The following is a 22,015-nucleotide window of genomic DNA, read 5'->3' on the forward strand; positions in this document are numbered from 1 at the left end:
CTGTGAAGCCATGTCCGGCCGGCTGCCCCTTGGGCATGCCGGCCGTTTTGATTTTTCGGTCATGAATTTCAAAAATCTTTCCGCGAGTGTCGAATTCGCCCGGGCTCACGGCTCATTATATCGAAGCGGCAGGAAGCCGTTTCGCCAGCGGTGTTGTATATTCCGGCATTGAGCTTTGCAGGTACGCCGTCCGGCCATCGTCAAAACTGCCAATCGGAGACTTATCTCATGCAATATGCTTTGATCATCCGTGAATCAGCCGAGGATTTCGAGCGTCGCGCCGATCCGACCTATAAGAACGGCTGGGTTGCCTACACGCAGGCGCTTATCCAGGCCGGCATCATGACAGGAGGCGCGGGGTTGACCGCGCCGGAGACCGCAACGGTCGTCCGTCGCCAGGGCGAGGACCATGAGGTAAAGGACGGTCCCTTCCCTGACGGCAAGGAGCAGCTTGGCGGCTTCTACCTGATCGACGTGCCGGATCTCGATGCCGCGCTGGAATGGGCTCTGCGCATACCGATCTCCCAGCAAGGCTCGGTCGAGATACGGCCGCGATTGCAGATGTAGCCATCATGGCATTGGATGCCCGACGCGCTGCCGAGCAAGCGGCGCGTCAATCCTACGGCAAGCTGATTGCTTTTCTCGCCGCGCGTTTCCGCGACGTGCCGGCGGCCGAGGATGCTTTGTCCGATGCGATCGCGGCAGCGCTAAGTACCTGGCCGGAACGCGGCATCCCCGACAATCCGGAAGCCTGGCTGCTGGTTGCAGCCAAGCGCAATCTCCTTCGCCGGGTCAGGCACGAGAACGTCAGGGCCGGAGCGCGCGACAGGATCATGATGGCCTTCGAAGAAGCGGAGGAACGCATGAATACCGACAACTCCGCCTTTCCAGATGAGCGCTTGAAGCTTCTCTTCGTCTGCGCCCATCCGGCTTTGGATCGCTCGGCTCACACCCCGCTGATGCTGCAATCCGTACTGGCGGTCGATGCCGCAACCATCGCCCGGGCCTTCCTCGTTTCGCCGCAAGCCATGAGCCAGCGGCTGGTGCGTGCAAAAATCAAGATCCGCGACGCGCATATTCCTTTTATCGTTCCCGAGCGGTCCATGTTGCCGGACCGACTGGAGAGCGTGCTCTCGGCGATATATGCCGCCTATGGCCTCGGCTGGGACGGGGTCGACGGAGAGATCGGCAAGCAAGGCTCGCTCGCGGAAGAAGCCATCTGGCTCGGCCGCACTCTGCTTGCGACCCTGCCCCAGGAACCGGAGGCGGCGGGCTTGTTGTCGCTGATGCTCTACAGTCAATCCCGTCGGGAAGCACGGCGCGACGCGAATGGACACTATGTCCCTCTCGACCAACAGGAAATGGCCCTTTGGGATACCGGAATGATCGCGGAAGCCGACGATCTGCTGCGAAAGGCTGGTGCATTCGGGCGTTTCGGTCCGTTCCAGTGCCAGGCCGCGATCCAGTCCGTGCATGCCGACCGGCGACGTTCCGGCGCGACGGACTGGGCCGCACTGGCCAAGCTCTATGAGGCGCTTGTGATCATGAAGCCGACAGCCGGCGCCCGCGTCAGCCACGCGGCGGTGACAGGCAGGGTGGATGGTCCGGCCGCCGGGCTGGCGCTCCTTGACCGGATAGCCGAGCGCGAAATCGTCAACTATCAACCCTATTGGGCCGTGCGCGCCCACCTCTTGACGGAGGCGGGAGATATGAAAAACGCCTCCAGCGCATATCGCAGCGCGATCGGCCTCAGCGATAGCGAAGCCGTGCGGCAATTCCTGCAGGCACGCCTCGATAGCGTCGCATCGCCGGAGCGATGATCGATTATTTTTCCGTCAGCTTCAGCTCGATGCGCCGGTTGGTCGCGCGTGCGTCCGGCGTATCGCCGGGTGCGATCGGCTGGAATTCGCCGAAGCCGGCCGCAACAAGCCTGTCGGCGGGGACGCCCTGCGCGATCAGGAACTTGACGACGGCGATGGCGCGCGCCGACGACAGCGCCCAGTTGTCCGCATAGCGGCCATTGCCCGAAAGCGGCGCATTGTCGGTGTGGCCATCGACGCGCAGCACCCAATTGATCTCGGGCGGAATTTCCTTGGAAAGATCGATGAGAGCCGCCGCAAGCTTGGTCATCTCCGTCTGGCCGGCCGGATTGAGATCGGCCGAGCCCGATGGGAACAGCACTTCGGACTGGAACACGAAACGGTCGCCGACAATGCGGATATTGTCACGATCGGAGAGGATTTCGCGCAAGCGGCCGAAGAAATCCGAGCGGTAGCGGTTCAGTTCCTGCACACGCTGCGCCAGCGCCACGTTGAGGCGCCGTCCAAGATCGGCAATCTTCACCTGCGACGACTGGTCCTTGGACTCGGACGCCTGAAGCGCTGCCTCGACGGCGGCGATCTGGCTGCGCAGGGCGGCAATCTGCTGATTGAGGAGATCGACCTGGGTGAGAGCCCGCGCACTCAACTGCTTCTGATCATCGAGCTGCTGCGACAGCGTACCGGCCCGCTGCTCGGCGGCCTGGCTGTTGCCGGAACCTGCAGCAAGCATGGACTGCAGGCGCGAACGCTCGCTTTCCGCCGATGAAAGGGAGGCCTGCAGATTGGCGACGGTATCTTCCAGATCCTGCTTGCCGTTCTTTTCCAGCGCCAGCTGTTCCACAAGATCGTTGATGCGGCTGTTGAGGCGGTTGAGGACCTCGTCACGCCCGGAGATTTCACGACTGAGGATGAATTGGCCGACGACGAATACCGTCAGCAGGAACATGATGGCCATCAGCAGCGTGGACAGCGCGTCGACGAAGCCGGGCCAGTAGTCGACGCTTCTCTGGTGGCGTCGGTTGCGGGCGAGCGCCATGGCTTACTTGCTCCCGGTCTTCTCGGTGTGGCCGATGCGGTCCGCAAGGCGATCCAGCGTGCGGCGCATCGATTTCGCCTCTTCCTGCTGCGCCTCGATCCAGTCACGCAGCATCTGCTGTTCGTTGCGCATGTTCTTGACCAGGCCCTGAATGCCTTCGGCGAGGTTGGCCATGGCGGTTACCGAGCGCTGACCACCACCTTCCTCGGCGATCTTGCGCAGATAGTCCGACAGTGCCCGCACATCCTCCGAAGAGGCACCAGCCGCGCCTTCGATGACGGGGGCGATATCGGAGCCAACATCGGTGACCGACGAGAGCCAGTTTTCAAGCTCGGTATAGAAACGGTTCTGCGCGCGGCCGGCCTGCAGGTCGAGGAAGCCGAGGATCAGCGAGCCGGAAAGGCCGAGCAGTGACGACGAGAAGGCCGTGCCCATGCCGACCAGCGGGCCGGAAAGGCCGCTCTTCAGGGCGCTTAGAATATCGCCGGTGCCGCCGGTGCCGACATCGAGGCTCTGGATGACGTCGTTGATCGAGCCGATCGTGCCGATCAAACCCCAGAAGGTGCCGAGCAGACCCAAAAAGACCAGCAGGCCGATGAGATAGCGCGAAGTATCGCGCGATTCGTCGAGGCGCGTGGCGATCGAATCGAGAATGGAGCGCAGTGTCGCCGTCGACAGCTGCATCGCGCGGCGGTTGCCGAGCAGCGCCCGCATCGGCGCGAGAAGCCGTGGATTGCGGCCGACCTTGTCCGCATTGCCGACGGCGCGGAAATGATTGAACCAGCGAACCTCCGGCCTCAGCATCAGCACATGATTGAAGACCAGCAGGATGCCGACGGCCAGAACGCCCAGGATCAAGCCGTTGAGACCGGGATTGTGCAGGAAGGCGACCTGGGCCTGACGGAAGAGGATCGCCACGATGAAGCCGACGATGATCAGGAAAAGAACCATCGTCCAGAAGAAGGCCATCGGGCTTGAGAGCTTGTAGGTGTAATTGCCCGATACGTTGTCGGTCGATCCCAGGTCCGACAGATTCACATTTTCCATCACACGCTCCGCCACCGCATTTTCCGCAGGCGGAGACTAGAGCAACATTGTGCCGAATTGAAGAGACGGAAAGCACAAAACAGTCCGTTGGCAACAGACTGTTTTGTCATTCGAAAAAGCGAATGGGGGAATGGCTTACTTCGTCGGGATCGGACGCTTGACCACTTCGGCGAGCGCCTTCTGGATGTGCTCGTTGCCGCAGATGATCGAACTGGTGCCGAGCATGTCGTTGCCGCCATGGAAATCCGAGACGAAACCGCCGGCTTCACGGATCAGCAGAATGCCTGCCGCAACATCCCAGGGAGACAGGCCGGCTTCCCAGAAACCGTCGAAACGGCCGGCGGCGACATAGGCGAGATCAAGCGATGCGGAGCCGAGGCGGCGCACACCGGCGACTTCGCCCATGACGTGGCGAAGCTCCACCAGGAATTTGCCGTGATTGCCGCGGCCGAGATGCGGAACGCCGCAGCCGATGACGCTGTCCGACAGCACGCGGCGCGAAGCGACGCGCAGGCGACGATCGTTAAGGAATGCGCCGCCGCCGCGCTCGGTCGTATAGAGTTCGTCGGTCGCCGGATTGAAGATGACGCCGGCGACGATCTCGTCATTGCGCTCAAGGGCGATCGAAACGGCGAACATCGGAATGCCGTGCAGGAAGTTGGTGGTGCCGTCGAGCGGATCGACGATCCAGCGATGCGCGCCGTCCGTACCCTTGACCTCTTCGCTTTCTTCGCCGAGGAAACCGTAAGTTGGACGCGCCTTCATTAGCTCATCGCGGATGATCTTCTGCGCCTTCAAATCCGCCTGGCTGACGAAATCGCCCGGTCCCTTCACAGAAACCTGCAGGTTCTGCACTTCGCCGAAATCGCGGCTGAGCGACTTACCTGCCTTGAGGGCAGCCTGAACCATGACATTGAGAAGAGCAGAACGGGCCATCGGGTTTCCTTGGATAATACAGAAAGCGCTGACCGGGCGGCCCTAAAGCAGGCCCCGACGGAGCGGGAGCGTCAGCGGAAATAAAGATTGGCGGCCTCAAGACCATAAAATCGGGGGAATTTCAAGTGGTGAGGCTATGGCACGCGCAAACTGACGTCACATCAGGCCCCGTTTCAGCCGGTTTCAGCCTCGGCTGCTATCGCGCGCGACGATACTTGTTCGCGGCGTCGATGGCGGCCTTCTGCTGATAGTCCTCGATACCCTGATAGAAATCCTCGAGCTCCGTGTCCTTCAGACCGGCGCGGCGAGAAATGACGTACCATGTGGCCGCAGCCACCGGATCCTGCTTCGTGCCGATGGCGTTGATATAAAGGTGCGCCAGCTTGTTCTGAGCGACGACATTGCCGCGATAGGCGGCAACCCGCATCCAGTTGAAGCCGTTTTCCAGATCCTGTTTGCCGCCGATGCCGTTGATCAGCCAGAGGCCCATGTCGAGCTGTGCGGTGTCGAAGCCTGAATTGGCGGCGCGCGACAGCCACTCCCGCGCGCGGGCCTTCTTCTCCGGCGGCAGGTCGGGAAGATTGAAATAGAGCTGCGAGACGGCATATTGCGCGTCGGCAATGCCCTGCTCGGCGGATTTCTCGTAATAGGGAAGCGCCATTTGCAGGCCCTTCACGCCCGGATTTTCGGCCGTCAGCATCTGCGCCACGTTGAATTCGGCCGAAGGCTGCCCGGCTTCGGCAGCCTTCTTCATCCATTCATCCGCCTTCTTCTGATCGCGAGGCACGTCGCGACCTTCCATCAGGATCAAGGCGTATTTGAACATCGAGGTCGCATCGCCGCCGTCGGCGGCCTTGCTGTACCAGAAAGCGGCGTCCTTGGTGTCGCGCTTGACGCCCAATCCCTGCGACATCAGCTCGGCAATGAGGGTCTGGGCGGCCGGGTCGCCGAGCTGCGCCCGCGGCAGCGCCCGCTGAAAAGCGGTCAGATAATAGCCGCGCTGGAACGCGCCATAGGCGTCGTCGACCTTGCCCTTGAAGGGTTTTTCCGGCGGCAGGGCAGGCAGGTTGGCGCCCATGCGCTCGAAGACGCCGACGCCTTCCGAAGGCTTGATGTCGCCGTCGGCCTTCGGCTCGGTACCCGGCTGAATCTTCTCGGTCTTGAAGGTGCCGGCATCGGCACCCAGCGGCCGCGTCACGATGCTTTCGTTGGCCGCCGGCGCATCCGGCACGGTGGCTGCGTCATCGGACTGCGCCTGGTCACCGCCCTGACCCTTGTCGTCTGGCCGCGCGCCCTTCTCCGCCGGCGCCGTAACGCCCGGCAGCGACGCAGCGCCATTATCCGATTGCGCTGCAGCCAGCAGTGGAAATACCGCCAGCCCGGCCGTGAGCGCGACGAGTAAAGGTCTGTGGCGGAATCGAGGCTTAGACGACATGAATCGCTATCAATCCTCAAACCGTGGCGCTTTTTCGTCCAGAAGCGCATTCACCTCGGCAACGATGGATGGAGCCGCCGTGGGGTCGGCAAAGACCGCTGCGCGCAGCGCCACGAACTCCGCACCCGTCAAGGCCACTTCCAGCGCCGATTGCGGATCGGTGCCACCCATGATGACACAGGGGATTTCGATCATCGAGGCCCACCATTCGCCGAGCGCCAGGTTCTTCGGATGCGCCTCCGGCTTGATGTCGCCTTCCAGCTTGCCGAAGAAGATATAATCCGGTCGCAGCTCGCCGATCTCCAGGGCGCCGTGCCGGTCGGCGGCGCTTCCGCCCCCGACGATCAGCTTCGGCACGAACTTTTCGACGGCTTCGGTAAGCTCGGTAATATTGCCGGCAATATGCAGCCCGTCGGCCTTGGCCCGGCCGGCCACACGGCTGTCGCCTGCAATCAACGCCGCAGCTCCCGCCGCCTGCACCACCGGCACCAGCTTTTCAGCATGTTTCTGGAAAGTGCCGTCATCCAGCCCGTATTGGGGGATGATCACCGAGGCGACATCCCCGCCCCTAAGCGCATCGGCCACGACCTTCGCCTGCTGTTCGATATCGGCAATGTCGGGAACGATGAGAACGAGGCGGCAACGATCTTCGGGCACGGTCATGCGAGCTTCCATGGTTTCGGCTTCCATCGTCAGCGATGGCGCACCGGTTCGATAGTCGTGAGTAAATCCGTTAGCTCTCTCTGACAAGGGGCAGCGGCTGAAACGGCGATCTGCGGCGCAACTCCAGGACATTCTCGCCGCCGCCGGTAAGCCTATCGCACAATATATCATGCAGCGCACAATTAACTTGCCGCCTTTTAGCGTTTGACGTAGCTTTCCGCCATGTCGATCATGGACCCTTTCGCAGCCATCGCGGATCCGAACCGGCGCTACCTGCTGGAGGAATTGCGCCGCGCACCCAAAACGGTCAACGAACTGGCGCACGGCCTGCCGATCAGCCGCCCGGCCGTTTCGCAGCATCTCAAGGCGTTGCTCGACAGCAATCTCGTTTCCGTCACCAATGAAGGCACGAAACGCATATACGCGGTCAACAGCCGCGGTTTCGACAAGCTAAATTTATGGCTGGATCAGTTCTGGTCCTGAAATCCTTGGCTTTCGCGGCTTCAGGAAAATTGCGCCAACTTCTACCTCTGACACTATGATGCTGGCGCATCCGTTTTGACGGAAATGCTCATCGATCCTGGCTGGAAAATTTTCGATCTGCCTCTGGTGCCCCCAAGATCGATGGCTTTTTTGAACTTTAAAACCGTTATGTCAGTGAACTGACGAACGCAGACGTTGGATTTCGTCCTTGACGCGCAGTTTCCTGCGTTTGATGTCGGCTATTTCCGTATCATTCATAGAGGGAGATGATAGTGCCAGATGCAGCGCCTCCTCGAGAGCGACATGTTTCTTTTCCAGCGATTCAAGATGAGCTTGAACAGTCATATGACCCTTCCTTCCTCTTTAAGGGCCCTGACCATCCATTCGCCAAGGCCCTAGGTGTCAACCCTCCCACTGTGCCATAATATCGAACCTTTGTCGAAGGCGAAAACGTGGCCTATAGGCGGCAAATTCGTGATGAAGGAGAACTTCCCGTTATCGCCGTTTGGTGATAGGAGCTTGCGGAATTCAGGAGACGGAACGAATGCGATTCCGCTATAGGCTGGGGAAATGAACATGGCCGATCAGGAACAGGCGGAAATCAGGCTGATCGTGGCGCGGCTGCGCCAGGAGCACGAGGATTATGACGCCGCAATCAATGCCATGATCCAGACGGGCTGCGATGCCCTTCGAATCCAGCGCATGAAGAAAAAGAAGCTCGTCATCAAGGACAAGCTGACCAAGCTGGAAGACCAGATCATCCCCGATATCATAGCCTGAGGAGCATAAAGCAACGATGATGACCGAAAGACCGCCTGTCGCCATCATCATGGGAAGCCAGTCCGACTGGGAAACCATGAAGAATGCCGCGGACACTCTGGAAGCGCTTGAAATCACCTATGATGCGCGCATCATCTCCGCTCATCGTACGCCCGACAGGCTGGTGAATTTCGCCAAGGGCGCGAAGGACGAAGGCTTCAAGGTCATCATCGCCGGCGCCGGCGGCGCGGCGCATCTTCCGGGTATGGCGGCATCCATGACGCCGTTGCCGGTCTTCGGCGTACCGGTGCAGTCCCGCGCGCTGTCCGGGCAGGACAGCCTTCTCTCCATCGTCCAGATGCCCGCGGGCATTCCCGTCGGGACGCTGGCGATCGGCAAGGCCGGCGCGGTCAATGCCGCCCTTCTTGCCGCCGCCGTCCTGGCGCTCGGCGATGAAGAGATCGCCGACCGTCTCGACGAATGGCGCGCCCGCCAAAGCGCTGCGGTCGCCGAATATCCGATGGACGACCTATGAGCGCGAAGACGATCGGCATCATCGGCGGCGGCCAGCTCGGCCGCATGCTGGCCATGGCGGCCGCGCGCCTGAATTTCCGCACCGTCATCATCGAGCCGCAGATGGATTGTCCCGCAGCCCAGGTCGCCAACGAACAGATTGCCGCCGCCTATGATGATCCGGCCGCTCTCGCCGAGCTGGCGAGACGCTGCGATGTCGTGACCTATGAGTTCGAGAACGTCCCGGTTTCCGCCGCCGAGGAGCTTGCCTCGCGAGTAACGGTCTATCCGCCGCCGAAGGCGCTGGAGATGGCGCAGGACCGGCTGACCGAGAAGCGGTTCATCAATGGTTGCGGCATTCCGACCGCCCGTTTCCACGCCGTCGACAGCCAGGCCGATCTTGAAAAGGCGCTGGCGGATTTCGGCGGACAAGGCGTGCTGAAAACCCGCCGCCTCGGTTACGATGGCAAGGGGCAACGCGTCTATCGCTCCGCCGCCGACTGCCCGGAAGGCGGCTATGCGGCTTTAGGCAACGTGCCGCTCATCCTCGAGAGCTTCGTATCCTTCGAGCGCGAGATTTCCATCATCGCGGCGCGCGGGGTCGATGGAACGGTCGCCTGCTACGATCCAGCCGAAAACATCCATCGCAGCGGTATCCTTCATACCTCCACGCTGCCGGCCAAAATTTCCGCGCAAACGGCGATCGCCGCGCGCGAGGCGGCAGAGAAGATTTTGACGGCGCTCGGCTATGTCGGCGTCATCGGCATCGAATTCTTTGCGCTCGCCGACGGCAGCCTGATCGCCAATGAGATGGCGCCGCGCGTACATAATTCAGGTCACTGGACGGAGGCCGCCTGCGTCATCTCGCAGTTCGAGCAGCATATCCGCGCCGTCGCCGGCCTGCCGCTCGGAAATCCCACGCGTCATTCGGATTGCGTCATGACGAATCTGATCGGTGACGACATCGAGGCATTGCCGGAATGGCTTCGCCTTGACGATACGCTGGTGCACCTCTATGGCAAGACCGAAGCACGGCCGGGCCGCAAGATGGGCCATGTCACACAGCTTCTACGCTGAGAGGCGTGGGAAAAAGCCCCTGACATGGTTGACAGGCCCGGTATGACAGGGTATTTGCTCCCCACCCTAAAGAGCGCGCCCCGAGCGCGCTTTTGATTGTTAAAGATACGGGCGAATGTGACATTCCCCCTCGAACATCGCGGATCAGAAAAATGAAGATCAAGAATTCGCTCAAGTCGCTCAAGGCGCGTCACCGTGACAACCGTCTGGTCCGCCGCAAGGGCCGCATCTACATCATCAACAAGCTGAACCCGCGCTACAAGGCTCGTCAGGGCTGATATAGCGCGCGGCTCGATCCCATGGATCGAGCACTCAGTTTTAGTTGATCGCATCAAATTTGGTTTGATCTTCGACATTGGCGGGCTACTATGCCCGCCATGCGCGTTTTTGCTTTGTCATATCTAGCTCTGCCGATTCTGCTTGCTCTGACGGCCTCCGCGCCCCCTGCGGCGTTGGCGGATGAACCGGGCATAGTGGAGAAGAAGGATCCCGGTAATCCCTCCGGCAGCCTGTCGCCGAAGCAGCAGCTCGACAATCTCTTCACGGCGCTGAAGCGCCAGCGCGATCCCGATCAGGCAAGCCTGATCGCAGATCAGATCAACACTGAGCTCAGCGATTCCGGCAGTGCCACGATCAATCTCCTGATGCAATGGGCCGACAAGGCCATTCAGGACAAGCGCAATGCCGCCGCCATGGATTATCTCGATCAGGTGATCTCGCTGAAACCCGACTATGTCGAAGGCTGGAACAGGCGCGCGACGCTGAATTTCGCCATCGGCGACTATCGCAAGTCCATGGAGGATATCAATCAGGTCCTCCGGATAGAGCCGCGCCATTTCGGCGCGCTGGCCGGCATGGCGGCGATCCTGACCGAACGCGGCAATGATGCGCTCGCCCTCAGGGCATGGGAGCGCTTTCTGGAAGTATATCCGGCGAATCGGTCGGCTCAGGAAGAAGCCGCCAAGCTCTCGGAAAAGGTTGCCGGCAGCCGCACCTGATATCACGGCCGCAAACGCTCTTCCTTTCGTCGAAGCCGAGTTGGAGGGGATGAAAAAGCCGCGAAACTGCGCTAGATTAGTGTCTTACGATATTTGATCCGTGCTGCAATGTTCGATTCTCTTCTCGCTGCCATTGTCATGCTTCTTGTCGTTGCCGCGGGCTTTTCCGCCTACAAAACGCGTGCCATCGAGCAGACCTATCCCAATATCGGCGAACTTACTGATATCGGCGGCTACCGCCTGAACGCCGTGCATCTGCCGCGACCGACGACGGCGGACTTGCCGGCTCTTGTCTTCATCCACGGCGCCAGCGGCAATCTGCGCGATCAGTTCGAAGCCTTTGCGGCACCTTTAAGCGGCCGCGCTGAAATGCTGTTCGTCGATCGGCCCGGTCACGGCTATTCCGAGCGCGGGACGGCCGAAAATGCCCTCCCCTCCGGCCAAGCCGACGCCATCGCCAAACTGATGGACGGGCGCGGCATCAAGAGTGCCATCATCATCGGTCATTCCTTCGGCGGCGCGATAGCTGCGGCCTTCGGCATGCGTCATCCCGAAAAGACGGAAGGGCTGCTCTTCCTCGCTCCGGCGACTCACCCCTGGCCCGGCGGCGTCGACTGGTACTATACGCTCGCCGCCATGCCGGTCTTCGGCTGGCTCTTCACCCAGCTCTTCGTCATTCCGATCGGCCTGCGCCGGGTTGATACCGGTACGCTCAACATCTTCCATCCGAATGCGCGGCCGGCGGACTATATCATGAAGACAGCGCCGGAACTCGTGTTGCGGCCACAGACCTTCCGCAACAATGCAATCGACGTGGTCAATCTCTTTGCCTATGTCTCGACCCATGCGACGCGCTACAGCGAGATCACGGCGCCCACCATCATCATTACCGGCGACAGCGACGATATCGTCCTGGAGAAATTGCATTCGCGCGGGCTTGCGCGGGATATCGCGGGTGCGGAACTCATCACAATCCGCAATCTCGGCCACAAGCCCGATTATGTGACCACGGATGTTGCGATCGCAGCCATCGAACGGCTGGCGGGCCAGCCGCGCGATTTACGGATACTGGCAACCCAGGCTGAAATCCGTATCGCCGGCCTGACGGGAGAATCTTCCGAATCCAGCGCCGGATCTCAGGCCGTGACGACATCATGAGCCGGCGCATCCTCGAATATCCGGCTCTGCGGTACGGCGCCGACGGTCTGTCGCACGGCCTGCAGCATGATCGATGCCAGTCGTTCCGTCGCCGGGCTCGACTCGGCCTCGGCGCGATGCAGCACCAGATCCAGCTTCGGCAAGGCTGGCAAACCGGCCTCCCCCGGCGCCAGTTGCCGCACTTTACCCGGCAAGCCCAGCGGGGTGCGCAGCGCCAGGCCGAGGCCCGCCGCTGTTGCTGCCCAAAGGCCTCCCAGGCTCGGGCTGACGAAGGATATCCGCCAGCCGATGCCTGCGCGATCGAGCGTCTTCGTGGCGATCGTCCGCAGCAGACAGGGTGCCTCCAGCGAGGCCAGCGGCATAACCTCGCCGCTGCCGGCATGCCAATTCACCGCACCATTCGCCGGACCAACCCAGCAGACCGGCACTTCCGCAATGCGATCACAATGAGCAGTACGAAAGCCGTCGCTCCAGGCAAGCGCCAGATCGAGCTTGCCTGACGTCACTCGCTCCACAAGCTCCGCATTGCGCACGACACGCGCCTCGATGCGCACCTTTGGATGGGCGCGCGCGAAACGTCCAAGCACTTCGGGCAGCAGCGTTTCCCCGAAATCCTCCTGCAACCCCAACCGCACCCATCCCTCGAGCTCCGTCCCATGCAGCGCCGTGGCTGCCTCATCGTTCAGATCCAGCAGCCGTCGCGCATAGCCGAGCATCGTTTCGCCGGCCTCCGTCAGCGCCAGTCCTCGCCCTGCCTTGCGGAAGATCGGCATTCCCGCCTGCTCCTCCAGCTTCTTGAGCTGGGCGCTGATTGCCGAGGTCGAACGCCCGAGCCTGTCAGCCGCCTTGGCGTAACTGCCGAGATCCATGCCGGTGACGAAGCTGCGCAGTACATCGAGATCGAAGATAATCTTCCGCATGGATAACTGTCCATATTTTTAGGACTATAAATCCTGAATTATCTGATTTTCGGGATGATTATCTGCTGGCATTCTATGCTCGTCAAGTGACACGGAAACAGGAGCAATCCCATGCCATTCACCCGCATCACCCTTCAGCGCGGCAAGTCGCCGGAATATCTCAAGGCACTGTCGGACAATTTCCACCGCGCCATGGTAGAGGCCTTCGATGTGCCGCCAACCGATCGTTTCCAGGCCATTCATCAGCTGGAGCCGTATGAGCTCGTCTTCGATCGAACCTATTTCGCCAGCACTCCACGCTCGGACGATTACGTCTTCTTTGATGTCACGATCGGCAAGCCGCGCGGCACGGAGGTCAAGAAGGCCTTTTATCGCCGCGTCGCCGAGCTGCTTGGAGACGCGCCTGGTGTCCGCCCGGAGGACATCATGATCACCATCACGACGGCAGCGCGCGAGGACTGGTCCTTTTCCGATGGCCGCGCGCAGATGATCGAGCAGGCCTGAGAGCGATGCCTCAAACGACGTCCCGAGAATCACCCGTCATCCACCGTGCCGGCACGAATATGCGTCTCTCGCCCGAGGGCATCGCCACCGCTTCGTTCTGGGTCGAGTCGCTCGTGGAGAACAGTGAGAATGGCGGCCTGACCGCCATGCGCTGCGCCCTTGAGCCTGGCGTCATGACGCGCTGGCATAAGCATCCGCACGGACAGATCCTCTATGTCCTGTCCGGCATCGGGCTTGCCGAACGGTTCGGCGGCCCGGCTGAGGAACTTCGGGCTGGCGACTGCATCAGCTTCGCGCCGAACGAGCGCCATCGGCACGGCGCGGCAGCGAAAAGCACCTTTTCCTATATCAGTATCCAGGCGGCGCAGGATGGCAGCGCCGTGACCTGGCTGGAGGAATGAGCAATGATCGCCATGCAGTATAATTTCCCCCTGCCCGCGGATTACGACATGGCGATCATCGATCGCCGCATCCGCGACAAGGGTCCCCTGCTCGACAATCTCCCGGGCCTGAAGTTCAAGGCCTATCTCACCGCAAGAAAGGGCGATGCGGTGACGGCAAGCTGGGAAAATCTCTATGCGCCGTTCTACGTCTGGCAGCAGGAAGAAGGCCTGAGCGACTTCGTCTGCGGCCCCGGCTTCGTGGCCCTGACCGAGAGCTTCGGCCGTCCCCAGGTCAATACTTGGGTCGTCTGGCGCGCCGATACCTCGGCGGATATTCGCAACGCCAGCTTCGCCACGCGTGAGGTGGCCGCAATCGATCCCAACGCATCGCTCGCCGAACTCCGGAAAGAAGAGAGCGAAGCCGCAACACAAGCCATATCGAATGGCGGCGCCCTCGCCTCGGTCGTTGCCTTCGAACCGACCCACTGGACGCTGGTGCGCTTCCGCCTGCTGGCCGAGCCGCCGAAAGATCCGACTCGATCCGGTGTGCAGACCTACAATGTCGGGCATCTCTCGCTGCCCGGTATTGCCTGAAGTGTCATGGGGACAATCTCCTTGTTTCAAAGGGAAGCCGGTCGCTTTATGGATGGAAAGCCTCTCGAAATCAAAAGAGTGATCCCTCCATGGTCGATATTGCAATGATCGAAGCCGCCCGCACCCGCCTCGGCGGCCGGGCACGGCGCACGCCGCTTCTCTCCTCGCCCTTTCTCGATGAGATTGCCGGGCGCCGCCTGTTCGTGAAGGCCGAGTGCCTGCAGCATTCCGGTTCCTTCAAGTTTCGCGGCGGCTGGTCGGCGGTCTCTGCGCTGGAGCCGTCCGTCCGCGCCAGGGGCGTCATCGCCTTCTCGTCCGGCAACCATGCGCAGGGCGTGGCGCTGGCCGCAAAGCTGCACGGCATCCCCTCGGTCATCGTCATGCCGGTGGATGCTCCGAAGCTGAAGATTGCCAATACCCGCGCCTTCGGCGCCGAGGTCGTGCTCTACGATCGCGTCAAGGAAGATCGCGACGAGATTGGCGCACACATTTCAAAGGAGCGTGGGCTGACGCTCATCAAGCCCTTCGACGAGCCGCAGGTGATCGCCGGCCAGGGAACGACGGGACTGGAAATCGCCGAACAGGCTGCCGAGGAAGGCATCGATGCCGCAAGCGTGCTCGTCCCCTGCGGCGGTGGCGGCCTGACCTCGGGCATTGCACTGGCGCTCGAATCCCGCGCGCCGGGTTTCAAGGTGCGCCCGTGCGAACCGGAAAATTTCGACGATACCGCCCGTTCGCTGGTCACGGGCAAGATCGAACGCAATGCCGCGCTGCAGGGCTCGATCTGCGACGCCATCATCAGCCCGCAGCCCGGCGACATCACTTTTCCGATCCTGAAACGCCTCTGCGGCCCCGGCCTCGTCGTCACCGATGAGGAAGCGCAAAGGGCCATGGCGCTCGCCTTCACCCGTCTGAAGATCGCGGTGGAACCGGGCGGCGCCGTCGCCCTGGCCGCAGCACTCTTCCATGGCGGGGATATCGACGGCGATACGGTGATCGCCGTCACGTCAGGCGGCAATGTCGACCAGGATGTCTTCGAAGCGGCGTTGAGCCGTCGTTAAATCAATTGACGGCGCGACGGTAGAGCGCCAGCGATCCGGCAAGAGCCAGTAGCGCGCCGCCACAGACGCGCTCGAGCCATTTCGCCCCTTCCGATTTCAGGACGCGGACGGCCTGGGAGCCGAACACCGCGTAGCCGAACATGATCGTGAAATCGAGCGCGGCGAAGATGGTGCCCAGAACGACGTATTGCTGCAGCTGCGGCGCGGCCGGTTCGATGAACTGCGGCAGGAAGGCCGAGAAGAAGAGATAGCCTTTGGGATTGGTCACGGCGACCATGAAGCTCTTCAGGCCGATGGCAAAGGCTGTTCCCTTCGGCTGGTTCGCGCTCGCCTGCAAGGCGCCATCGATGCTTCCCTTCGAGCGCAGCATCATGATGCCGAGAAAAGCGAGATAGGCAGCCCCCACCCATTTCAGCGCCGAGAACCAGAATTCCGACGCCGCAAGCAGAGCGCCAAGGCCGATGGCGACGGCACTGATCAGAACGGCATCGGACAGAACAGCACCGACCATGCCCGGCAAGGCACGCCGGACGCCGAAGCGCGAGCCGTTGGTCAACGCCAGAAGCACGGTCGGCCCCGGCGTCGCGATACCGATAAAGGAAACGGCGGCAAAGGCGAGCAGTGTGGTGAGATGCATGGGTCCCTCCTCTTGGCGAGAGGAAGGTTGCATGCGGTGGGGTACTTAGCAAGGGGTTGCTTGATGGAGGCTTTGAGTATGCCGCACTTCTGATACCCCCCTCGCACTCAGTCACCGATGGTTACATAGTTACCTCACCAACCCGGCATCCTTAGCGGCCAATGCGCCGATGGCCGACCAGTCCAGCTCCTCGCCGCCATGGGCGAGCAACGTCAGGAACCGGTCGCGCAGTAGGCTGGCAAGCGGCAACGGCACGTTGAGCGCCTCGCCGGCGGCGAGCGCCAGTCGGATATCCTTTTGGCCGAGCGGCGCGGTGAAGCCTGCCGGTTGGAACTTGCGATCGGCGATCAGCCCGCCATAGGTCTTGTAGACCGGCGCATTGAAGAGCGTCGACGTCAGCAGATCGAGATAGGCGTGCCGGTCGACGCCGCCCTTTTCCACCAGCGCCATGGCCTCGCCGAGCGACTCGATGACGGCGGCGATGAGGAAATTGCCGCTGAGCTTGACGAGATTGGCGGCCTTCGGCTCCTCGCCGAGCACGAAAGTACGCTGACCAATCGCCTCGAAGAGCGGTGCGACCGACTGGACGGCATCGGGCGCACCCGCTGCGGCAACGAACAGCTTCGCCGCGGCAGCAGCTTCCGGACGGCCGAAAACGGGTGCTGCCACGAAGCGCTGGCCTGCGGCGGTGTGTTCCTTTGTCAGTCGTTCGGACATCGCCACGCTGATCGTGCTTGCGGAGATATGGACCGCACCCTTGCCAAGGCTCTTGAGAACGCCGCCATCGCCGTGAACGACGGCGGACAGCGCCTCGTCATGGGCAAGCATGGTGAAGACGGCCTCGCCGCCGCAGGCTTCCGCCACGTTCACGGCAACCTTAGCACCTTCGCCGGCCAAAGCCTCGGCCTTGTCCCGTGAGCGATTGTAGACCGTCACCTCATGCCTGGCCTTGACGAGATTGACCGCCATGGCGCTGCCCATGTGACCCAATCCGATAAATCCGACTTTCATTGGCATATCTCCTTCTCAATCCGCCTGCCCTGGGGGTGATCGCAGGCGCTTCGGCTACAAGAAAAAACCCGCCGTCTTGCGACAGCGGGTTTCGGATATTTCAGGGTGCTGCCGTGACCGGATGTCGGCAATCACACGCCGGACTGGCCGTCCGAACCGATATACGCAATGCGCAGCATGTTGGTGGCGCCGGGCGTACCGAGCGGCACGCCTGCCGAAATGATGATGCGGTCGCCCGGCTTGCCGAAGCCTTCTTCGGCGACGATGCGGCAGGCATTGTTGACCATGTCGTCGAGGTCGGTCGCATCGTGCGTGACCACACAGTGCATGCCCCATACGACGGAAAGGCGACGCGCCGTCTGGATGATCGGCGACAGCGCCAGGATCGGAACCTGCGGGCGCTCGCGCGAGGCGCGCAGGCCTGTCGTGCCCGACGAGGTGTAGCAAACAATCGCGGCGAGCTTCAGTGTTTCGGCGATCTGGCGGGCGGCCAGCGAGATCGCATCGGCGCCGGTCGCTTCTGGAAGCGCGCGCTGGGCGTAGATGATGCCCGGATAATGCGGCTCGCGCTCGATGGTGCCGGCGATCGAGGCCATCATGGAGACAGATTCGACCGGATAGTCGCCGGATGCGGATTCTGCCGAGAGCATAACGGCATCGGCGCCTTCGAAGACGGCGGTTGCGACGTCGGAGACTTCGGCGCGGGTCGGAACCGGCGCGGAGATCATCGATTCCAGCATCTGCGTGGCGACGACCACCGGCTTGCCGGAGCGACGGCAGGCGCGGATCAGCTGCTTCTGAATGCCGGGAACGGCTTCCAGCGGCATTTCCACGCCGAGGTCGCCGCGGGCCACCATCAGCGCATCCGAAAGCTCGATGATTTCCTCGATGCGCTCGACGGCCTGCGGCTTCTCGATCTTCGACATCAGGCCGACACGGCCATGGGAGATCTTGCGGACCTCAATCAGGTCTTCGGGGCGCTGAATGAAGGAGAGCGCCACCCAGTCGACTTCGTTGGTGGCGAGAACAGCATCGAGGTCGACGCGGTCCTTGTCGGTCAGCGCGCCGACACCGAGCAGCGTATCGGGCAGGCTGACGCCCTTGCGGTCCGAAATCTTCGTGCCCGAAATGACCGTCGTGACGATGCTCTTGCCGTCGCACTTCTCGGCGCGCAGAGCCAGCTTGCCGTCGTCGATCAACAGGCGATGGCCGGGCTGGACCGATTCCAGAATTTCCGGATGCGGCAGGAACACCCGCGTGTTGTCGCCGGGCGTATCCTGATTGTCGAGCGTAAACGTCTGGCCGGGCTTGAGATCGACCTTGCCTTCGGCAAACTTGCCGACGCGCAGCTTGGGACCCTGCAAGTCGGCGAGAATACCGATCGGACGACCACAGCGGGCTTCGACGGCGCGAATGCGCTGGATCAACGTGCGCATCAGATCATGGCTGGCATGGCTCATGTTGATGCGGAACAGATCTGCTCCGGCCTCATGGAGCTTCTGGATCATTTCCTCCGAAGAGGAGGCCGGACCGAGCGTTGCGAGGATTTTGACTTTGCGGTTGCGTCTCATCAATTCTGGCTTTCCTGGCTGCCCGAGGTATCGGAGAGCTGAACCATCCAGCTCGCCTGACGCCCCGTGTCGTATTCCTTGAACCCCATCTTTTGGTAGCCACGAGCGTAGCAGTCCTTCACGCCTGGGATTTTGAATTCATTTTCCGCCACGCACATTTCGACGTCGCCCGTCCAGCGGCCGCCGCGAGCCGCATCTTCTGCGTAGAGATAATAATAGCGGGATTGAAGCGGCCCCTCGATCAGCGTGGCGCAGGTGGTCGCCGGAACCTGCCACCATCCCTCCGTCACCCAGCCATCCTTTGCGCGATAGCCGATCGCGACACCGACGAGATTCTGCGTGCCGTTGCAAACGCGGAAGTCGGCATGAGCCGCATTTGGCATGAAGAAGAACGGCGCGGCAGCGGCGAGAATGAGGAAGGCGATTCGGGCGAGCGGACCTGACCGCTTAACGAAACGTGGCGCGACTTGGCTGGACACGGCTTCCAATTGGCTCCCGGTTATTCGTTGTTGCGTCTTCTTGCGCCGCCATCCCATGAATGTCAACGCAACTCTAATCGATTATATTTTCTTCACGGATGGTGACGGCGCCTCGCACCGCTCCCATCCGATCGAAGCTGCAAACCTTGCACCTTCCATCCTCACATGCAATCAAACAAAGAGTTGAAAATTTCGATAACCGACAATCCGCATGATCGACTTCAGACCGTTCGAAATTATATCCGGCAATCGTGACAAAGGCATGGTCATTCTCGGCGATCATGCCATGCGGCATCTGCCCGAGCGCTATGGCAGCCTCGGCCTGCCGGAAACCGCCTTCTCCCGCCACATTGCCTATGATATCGGCATCGAAAACCTGTGCCGCCATCTCTGCGAGCGCTTGGGCGTGCCGGGTGTGCTCGGCGGTTTCTCCCGCCTGCTGATCGACCCGAACCGCGGCGAGGACGACCCGACCCTGATCATGAAGATCTCGGACGGGGCGATCATCCCGGGCAATCACCCGATCACGGACCAAGAGTGGAACCACCGCATCGAAGCCTTCCATCGTCCGTACCACAATGCCGTTGACGGGACGATTTCCGCTGTGGCTGCAATAACGGGCAAGGCACCTCTGGTATTCTCGATGCACTCCTTCACGCCGGCATGGAAGGGCGTTCCTCGGCCCTGGCATGCGAGCGTGCTCTGGGATAGCGACGATCGCGCCGTCGTGCCGCTTCTTGCAAAACTCGGCGCCGATACCAATCTCGTTATCGGAGACAATGAACCTTACGACGGCGCCCTGCGTAACGACACCATGTTCCGGCATTGCATGATGAAAGGCATTCCGCACGCGCTGCTGGAGGTCCGGCAGGATCTGATCGGCGACGAGGCCGGCATTGCCGAATGGGTCGACCGGCTGACGCCGATCTTCGCCGAGATCAATGCCGATCCGGCCCTGCACCACTATAAACGCTATGCTTCGCGCACCGGTCCTTACGAGGCATGAGGCCGCGAGCGAACCGAGGAGAAAAACATGTCCACGCTTACCAGGGAACAAGAGACCGAGCTCGAGGCCGCCGCCTTCCGCCGTCTCGTGGCGCACCTGCGCGAACGCGGCGACGTTCAGAACATTGACCTGATGAACCTCGCCGGCTTCTGCCGCAACTGTCTCTCCAATTGGTATCGCGAAGCGGCCGAGGAAGCGGGCCTGGCCGTCAGCAAGGACGAGTCGCGCGAAATCATCTACGGCATGCCCTATGAGGATTGGAAAAACCTGCACCAGAAAGAAGCTTCGCCTGTGCAAAAAGCCGCTTTCGAGCAGAACAAGCCAAAAGATTAACTCTCCCTTCACCAATCCGGCTTGACCTTACGCGCCATTCGCGGCACGTCAACTGCCCGATCGAATTCGAAATACCCCGCAGGCCCCGAAGCGATTTACCGTATCGGTGATCCACCGATCTTAGTTGCGACCGGCCGCAAGCGATCCTTTGAGACCCTTTAGGAGAAGTGCATGGAAGAGAACAGCGTCGAGAACGTGGCCGCGGCGGAACTGCGTCAATTCATCGAGCGGATCGAGCGCCTGGAAGAAGAAAAGGCCGCGATCGGTAGCGACATCAAGGATGTGATGGGCGAGGCCAAGGGCCGCGGTTACGACACCAAGGCGATCCGCACCATCATCCGCCTTCGCAAGAAGGACGCGAATGAACGTCTGGAAGAAGAATCCATCCTGCAGACCTACATGGCCGCACTCGGCATGGAATAATAAAGGCAGTCATCAGCCTTGCAAGACGATCGGGAGCCGGCTTGCCGGCTCCCTTCTTTTATCTCCGGAAAGAAGGCCTCACTCGCCAAACAGCCGGTCGATCAAGGCGGCAGTACTGCCTTGCCAGAGTTCGCCCTTGCCGGTTCCCGACCAGAGAGACAGGAAATCCGGCAACCCCTTTGCCGTCGATGCGCCACGCATATCGCGCGTGAACTTATTCTGCGCCGGGAAGGGAAGAATGGCGTCCGGTTTGCCATCCATCTCATCCATGAAGCGATTTTCGATGCCGCGTGCAAAACGGCCCGAAAAGGCGCGTGTCGTCCGCGTCCTGCGCTCCGACGCTTCGAGAAGCTTCCTGCGATAGGGTGCCGATGTTCCGGCTTCCGCGCAGGCGAGAAACGCCGTGCCCATCTGGACGGCCTGCGCTCCCGCCTGCAACGCCGCGCGAATATCGCCTGAGGTCATGATGCCGCCGGCTGCGATCAGCGGCACGCGAATGGTGCCGGCGCATTGCGCCAGGAGATCGCGCATCCCGATTTCCGGATCCGCTGCCCCGGCATCGAAAATGCCGCGATGGCCGCCCGCTTCGAAGCCCTGCAGCACGATTGCATCCACGCCGCCGTCTTCCAGCGCCCTCGCCTCCTCGAGCGTCGTCGCCGTTCCGATCAGCGGGATACCGACCTTTTTCGCCTCGCGGACATGCTCGGCGGAGAGCAGACCGAAGACGAAGCTGAAGCACGCCGGCTTGACGCGCAGAACGGCTTCGAACTGCACGTCGAAATCCTCCTCATAAGGGGCCCCAAGCCGCGGCGGAGGCAGCTCCAATTCCTGTCGATAGCGAGCAGTCGCCTCGGCTGCGCGCGCGAGCCGGTCTGCTGCAACGTCGGGGATCGAATGCGGAATGAAAAGATTGATCGAAAACGGCTTGTCGGTTCGCTGGCGCACCTGATCCGCAAAAGCCTCGATGGCCGCGGCATTGGAATAGGCGCCTCCCATGGCGCCGAGCGCGCCCGCGGCCGACGCAGCCGCCGTGAGCTCCACCGATGAAGGGCCGCCGGCCATCGGCGCGACGATCAGCGGGTGCTTCAAACCGAGTTGGCGAAAGAGATTGCTGTCCGTGGCAGCCGGCATATCCGTCTTCCTTTCCGGAGTGTCTGTTTCCGTCTCA

At 61.5% G+C, this 22,015-nt stretch carries 28 protein-coding genes; 16 read left to right on the forward strand and 12 right to left on the reverse strand.

The genetic code is table 11. The features are described 5' to 3' along the window. Positions 1 to 228 precede the first annotated feature (228 nt). Both HGP12_RS05645 and HGP12_RS05650 read left to right on the forward strand, forming a co-directional pair. Positions 229 to 567: a YciI family protein gene (locus HGP12_RS05645; protein WP_168838214.1), complete on the forward strand. Its 339-nt coding sequence runs from the start codon at positions 229 to 231 to the stop codon at positions 565 to 567. A 5-nt stretch (positions 568 to 572) separates the two neighbouring features. Further along, a complete protein-coding gene (locus HGP12_RS05650; protein WP_168838213.1) occupies positions 573 to 1,820 on the forward strand; it encodes an RNA polymerase sigma factor in 1,248 nt (415 codons plus the stop codon). Between the two features lie 4 nt (positions 1,821 to 1,824). Here HGP12_RS05650 and HGP12_RS05655 read toward each other — a convergent pair whose 3' ends face one another. From HGP12_RS05655 to HGP12_RS05675, 5 genes are all read right to left on the reverse strand, one after another. Then, positions 1,825 to 2,856: a peptidoglycan -binding protein gene (locus HGP12_RS05655; RefSeq protein WP_168838212.1), complete on the reverse strand. Its 1,032-nt coding sequence runs from the start codon at positions 2,854 to 2,856 to the stop codon at positions 1,825 to 1,827. Between the two features lie 3 nt (positions 2,857 to 2,859). Beyond that, positions 2,860 to 3,903: a MotA/TolQ/ExbB proton channel family protein gene (locus HGP12_RS05660; RefSeq protein WP_168838211.1), complete on the reverse strand. Its 1,044-nt coding sequence runs from the start codon at positions 3,901 to 3,903 to the stop codon at positions 2,860 to 2,862. A 135-nt stretch (positions 3,904 to 4,038) separates the two neighbouring features. After that, positions 4,039 to 4,839: an inositol monophosphatase family protein gene (locus HGP12_RS05665; RefSeq protein ID WP_168838210.1), complete on the reverse strand. Its 801-nt coding sequence runs from the start codon at positions 4,837 to 4,839 to the stop codon at positions 4,039 to 4,041. 196 nt (positions 4,840 to 5,035) lie between these two features. After that, on the reverse strand, positions 5,036 to 6,274 hold the full coding sequence (locus tag HGP12_RS05670; RefSeq protein ID WP_168838209.1) for a tetratricopeptide repeat protein: 1,239 nt from the start codon (positions 6,272 to 6,274) through the stop codon (positions 5,036 to 5,038). Between the two features lie 9 nt (positions 6,275 to 6,283). Next, positions 6,284 to 6,937 carry a thiamine phosphate synthase gene (locus HGP12_RS05675; RefSeq protein ID WP_168838208.1) on the reverse strand — a complete coding sequence of 218 codons (654 nt, stop codon included), beginning with the start codon at positions 6,935 to 6,937 and terminating at the stop codon, positions 6,284 to 6,286. Positions 6,938 to 7,159: 222 nt separating this feature from the next. On the opposite strand from HGP12_RS05675, the gene HGP12_RS05680 reads away from it, so the two are divergent. Then, positions 7,160 to 7,420, forward strand: a complete 261-nt coding sequence (locus HGP12_RS05680; protein WP_168838207.1) for an ArsR/SmtB family transcription factor — start codon at positions 7,160 to 7,162, stop codon at positions 7,418 to 7,420. 171 nt (positions 7,421 to 7,591) lie between these two features. Here the strand turns inward: HGP12_RS05680 and HGP12_RS05685 are convergent, their stop codons facing one another. After that, the gene (locus HGP12_RS05685; RefSeq protein WP_168838206.1) at positions 7,592 to 7,765 is read right to left on the reverse strand and encodes a YdcH family protein; all 174 of its coding nucleotides are present in this window, start codon (positions 7,763 to 7,765) and stop codon (positions 7,592 to 7,594) included. Between the two features lie 231 nt (positions 7,766 to 7,996). Between HGP12_RS05685 and HGP12_RS05690 the strand changes: the two genes are divergently transcribed. The 6 genes from HGP12_RS05690 (at position 7,997) to HGP12_RS05715 (ending at position 11,925) form a co-directional block, all read left to right on the forward strand. Next, positions 7,997 to 8,200 carry a YdcH family protein gene (locus HGP12_RS05690; RefSeq protein ID WP_075851912.1) on the forward strand — a complete coding sequence of 68 codons (204 nt, stop codon included), beginning with the start codon at positions 7,997 to 7,999 and terminating at the stop codon, positions 8,198 to 8,200. 19 nt (positions 8,201 to 8,219) lie between these two features. Then, on the forward strand, positions 8,220 to 8,714 hold the full coding sequence (purE, locus tag HGP12_RS05695) for a 5-(carboxyamino)imidazole ribonucleotide mutase (RefSeq protein WP_069613329.1): 495 nt from the start codon (positions 8,220 to 8,222) through the stop codon (positions 8,712 to 8,714). After that, positions 8,711 to 9,769, forward strand: coding sequence for a 5-(carboxyamino)imidazole ribonucleotide synthase (locus tag HGP12_RS05700; RefSeq protein ID WP_168838205.1), 1,059 nt, complete (start codon positions 8,711 to 8,713; stop codon positions 9,767 to 9,769). The genes purE and HGP12_RS05700 overlap by 4 nt, the downstream gene beginning before the upstream one ends. Before the next feature lie 152 nt (positions 9,770 to 9,921). After that, the gene (gene ykgO / locus HGP12_RS05705; RefSeq protein WP_003582204.1) at positions 9,922 to 10,047 is read left to right on the forward strand and encodes a type B 50S ribosomal protein L36; all 126 of its coding nucleotides are present in this window, start codon (positions 9,922 to 9,924) and stop codon (positions 10,045 to 10,047) included. A gap of 90 nt (positions 10,048 to 10,137) precedes the next feature. Further along, positions 10,138 to 10,767: a hypothetical protein gene (locus HGP12_RS05710; protein ID WP_168838204.1), complete on the forward strand. Its 630-nt coding sequence runs from the start codon at positions 10,138 to 10,140 to the stop codon at positions 10,765 to 10,767. Positions 10,768 to 10,875: 108 nt separating this feature from the next. Then, a complete protein-coding gene (locus tag HGP12_RS05715; RefSeq protein ID WP_168838203.1) occupies positions 10,876 to 11,925 on the forward strand; it encodes an alpha/beta fold hydrolase in 1,050 nt (349 codons plus the stop codon). On the opposite strand, the gene HGP12_RS05720 is transcribed toward HGP12_RS05715, so the two are convergent. Further along, on the reverse strand, positions 11,904 to 12,845 hold the full coding sequence (locus tag HGP12_RS05720) for a LysR substrate-binding domain-containing protein (protein WP_168838202.1): 942 nt from the start codon (positions 12,843 to 12,845) through the stop codon (positions 11,904 to 11,906). The two genes, HGP12_RS05715 and HGP12_RS05720, sit on opposite strands and share 22 nt — an antisense overlap. A gap of 111 nt (positions 12,846 to 12,956) precedes the next feature. Between HGP12_RS05720 and HGP12_RS05725 the strand changes: the two genes are divergently transcribed. The 4 genes from HGP12_RS05725 (at position 12,957) to HGP12_RS05740 (ending at position 15,387) form a co-directional block, all read left to right on the forward strand. Beyond that, positions 12,957 to 13,349, forward strand: coding sequence for a tautomerase family protein (locus HGP12_RS05725; protein WP_168838201.1), 393 nt, complete (start codon positions 12,957 to 12,959; stop codon positions 13,347 to 13,349). A gap of 5 nt (positions 13,350 to 13,354) precedes the next feature. Continuing rightward, entirely contained in the window at positions 13,355 to 13,750 is a 396-nt protein-coding gene (locus tag HGP12_RS05730; protein WP_168838200.1) for a cupin domain-containing protein, read from the forward strand. A 3-nt stretch (positions 13,751 to 13,753) separates the two neighbouring features. Next, positions 13,754 to 14,326, forward strand: coding sequence for a DUF4865 family protein (locus HGP12_RS05735; RefSeq protein ID WP_168838199.1), 573 nt, complete (start codon positions 13,754 to 13,756; stop codon positions 14,324 to 14,326). Positions 14,327 to 14,415: 89 nt separating this feature from the next. Then, complete coding sequence (locus tag HGP12_RS05740) at positions 14,416 to 15,387, forward strand: threonine/serine dehydratase (protein ID WP_168838198.1); 972 nt, start codon at positions 14,416 to 14,418, stop codon at positions 15,385 to 15,387. A gap of 1 nt (position 15,388) precedes the next feature. Here HGP12_RS05740 and HGP12_RS05745 read toward each other — a convergent pair whose 3' ends face one another. From HGP12_RS05745 to HGP12_RS05760, 4 genes are all read right to left on the reverse strand, one after another. After that, on the reverse strand, positions 15,389 to 16,024 hold the full coding sequence (locus HGP12_RS05745) for a LysE family translocator (protein WP_168838197.1): 636 nt from the start codon (positions 16,022 to 16,024) through the stop codon (positions 15,389 to 15,391). Between the two features lie 129 nt (positions 16,025 to 16,153). Next, the gene (locus tag HGP12_RS05750; RefSeq protein ID WP_168838196.1) at positions 16,154 to 17,035 is read right to left on the reverse strand and encodes an NAD(P)-dependent oxidoreductase; all 882 of its coding nucleotides are present in this window, start codon (positions 17,033 to 17,035) and stop codon (positions 16,154 to 16,156) included. A 131-nt stretch (positions 17,036 to 17,166) separates the two neighbouring features. Then, positions 17,167 to 18,606 (reverse strand): pyruvate kinase, encoded by a 1,440-nt coding sequence (gene pyk, locus HGP12_RS05755; RefSeq protein ID WP_168838195.1) that lies wholly within the window; start codon positions 18,604 to 18,606, stop codon positions 17,167 to 17,169. Next, positions 18,606 to 19,094, reverse strand: a complete 489-nt coding sequence (locus tag HGP12_RS05760) for a DUF1036 domain-containing protein (protein WP_112343349.1) — start codon at positions 19,092 to 19,094, stop codon at positions 18,606 to 18,608. The genes pyk and HGP12_RS05760 overlap by 1 nt, the downstream gene beginning before the upstream one ends. Before the next feature lie 202 nt (positions 19,095 to 19,296). Here HGP12_RS05760 and HGP12_RS05765 point away from each other — a divergent pair, with 202 nt between their 5' ends. The 3 genes from HGP12_RS05765 (at position 19,297) to HGP12_RS05775 (ending at position 20,847) form a co-directional block, all read left to right on the forward strand. After that, positions 19,297 to 20,091 carry an N-formylglutamate amidohydrolase gene (locus HGP12_RS05765; RefSeq protein WP_168838194.1) on the forward strand — a complete coding sequence of 265 codons (795 nt, stop codon included), beginning with the start codon at positions 19,297 to 19,299 and terminating at the stop codon, positions 20,089 to 20,091. 27 nt (positions 20,092 to 20,118) lie between these two features. Next, positions 20,119 to 20,424: a DUF1244 domain-containing protein gene (locus HGP12_RS05770; protein WP_168838193.1), complete on the forward strand. Its 306-nt coding sequence runs from the start codon at positions 20,119 to 20,121 to the stop codon at positions 20,422 to 20,424. A gap of 171 nt (positions 20,425 to 20,595) precedes the next feature. Continuing rightward, positions 20,596 to 20,847, forward strand: a complete 252-nt coding sequence (locus tag HGP12_RS05775) for a DUF2312 domain-containing protein (protein ID WP_015341059.1) — start codon at positions 20,596 to 20,598, stop codon at positions 20,845 to 20,847. 78 nt (positions 20,848 to 20,925) lie between these two features. On the opposite strand, the gene HGP12_RS05780 is transcribed toward HGP12_RS05775, so the two are convergent. Beyond that, positions 20,926 to 21,978: a nitronate monooxygenase family protein gene (locus HGP12_RS05780; RefSeq protein WP_168838192.1), complete on the reverse strand. Its 1,053-nt coding sequence runs from the start codon at positions 21,976 to 21,978 to the stop codon at positions 20,926 to 20,928. Positions 21,979 to 22,015: the final 37 nt, after the last annotated feature.

Origin of the sequence: Rhizobium sp. P28RR-XV (assembly GCF_012641385.1) — a bacterium.
Classification (GTDB): domain Bacteria; phylum Pseudomonadota; class Alphaproteobacteria; order Rhizobiales; family Rhizobiaceae; genus Rhizobium.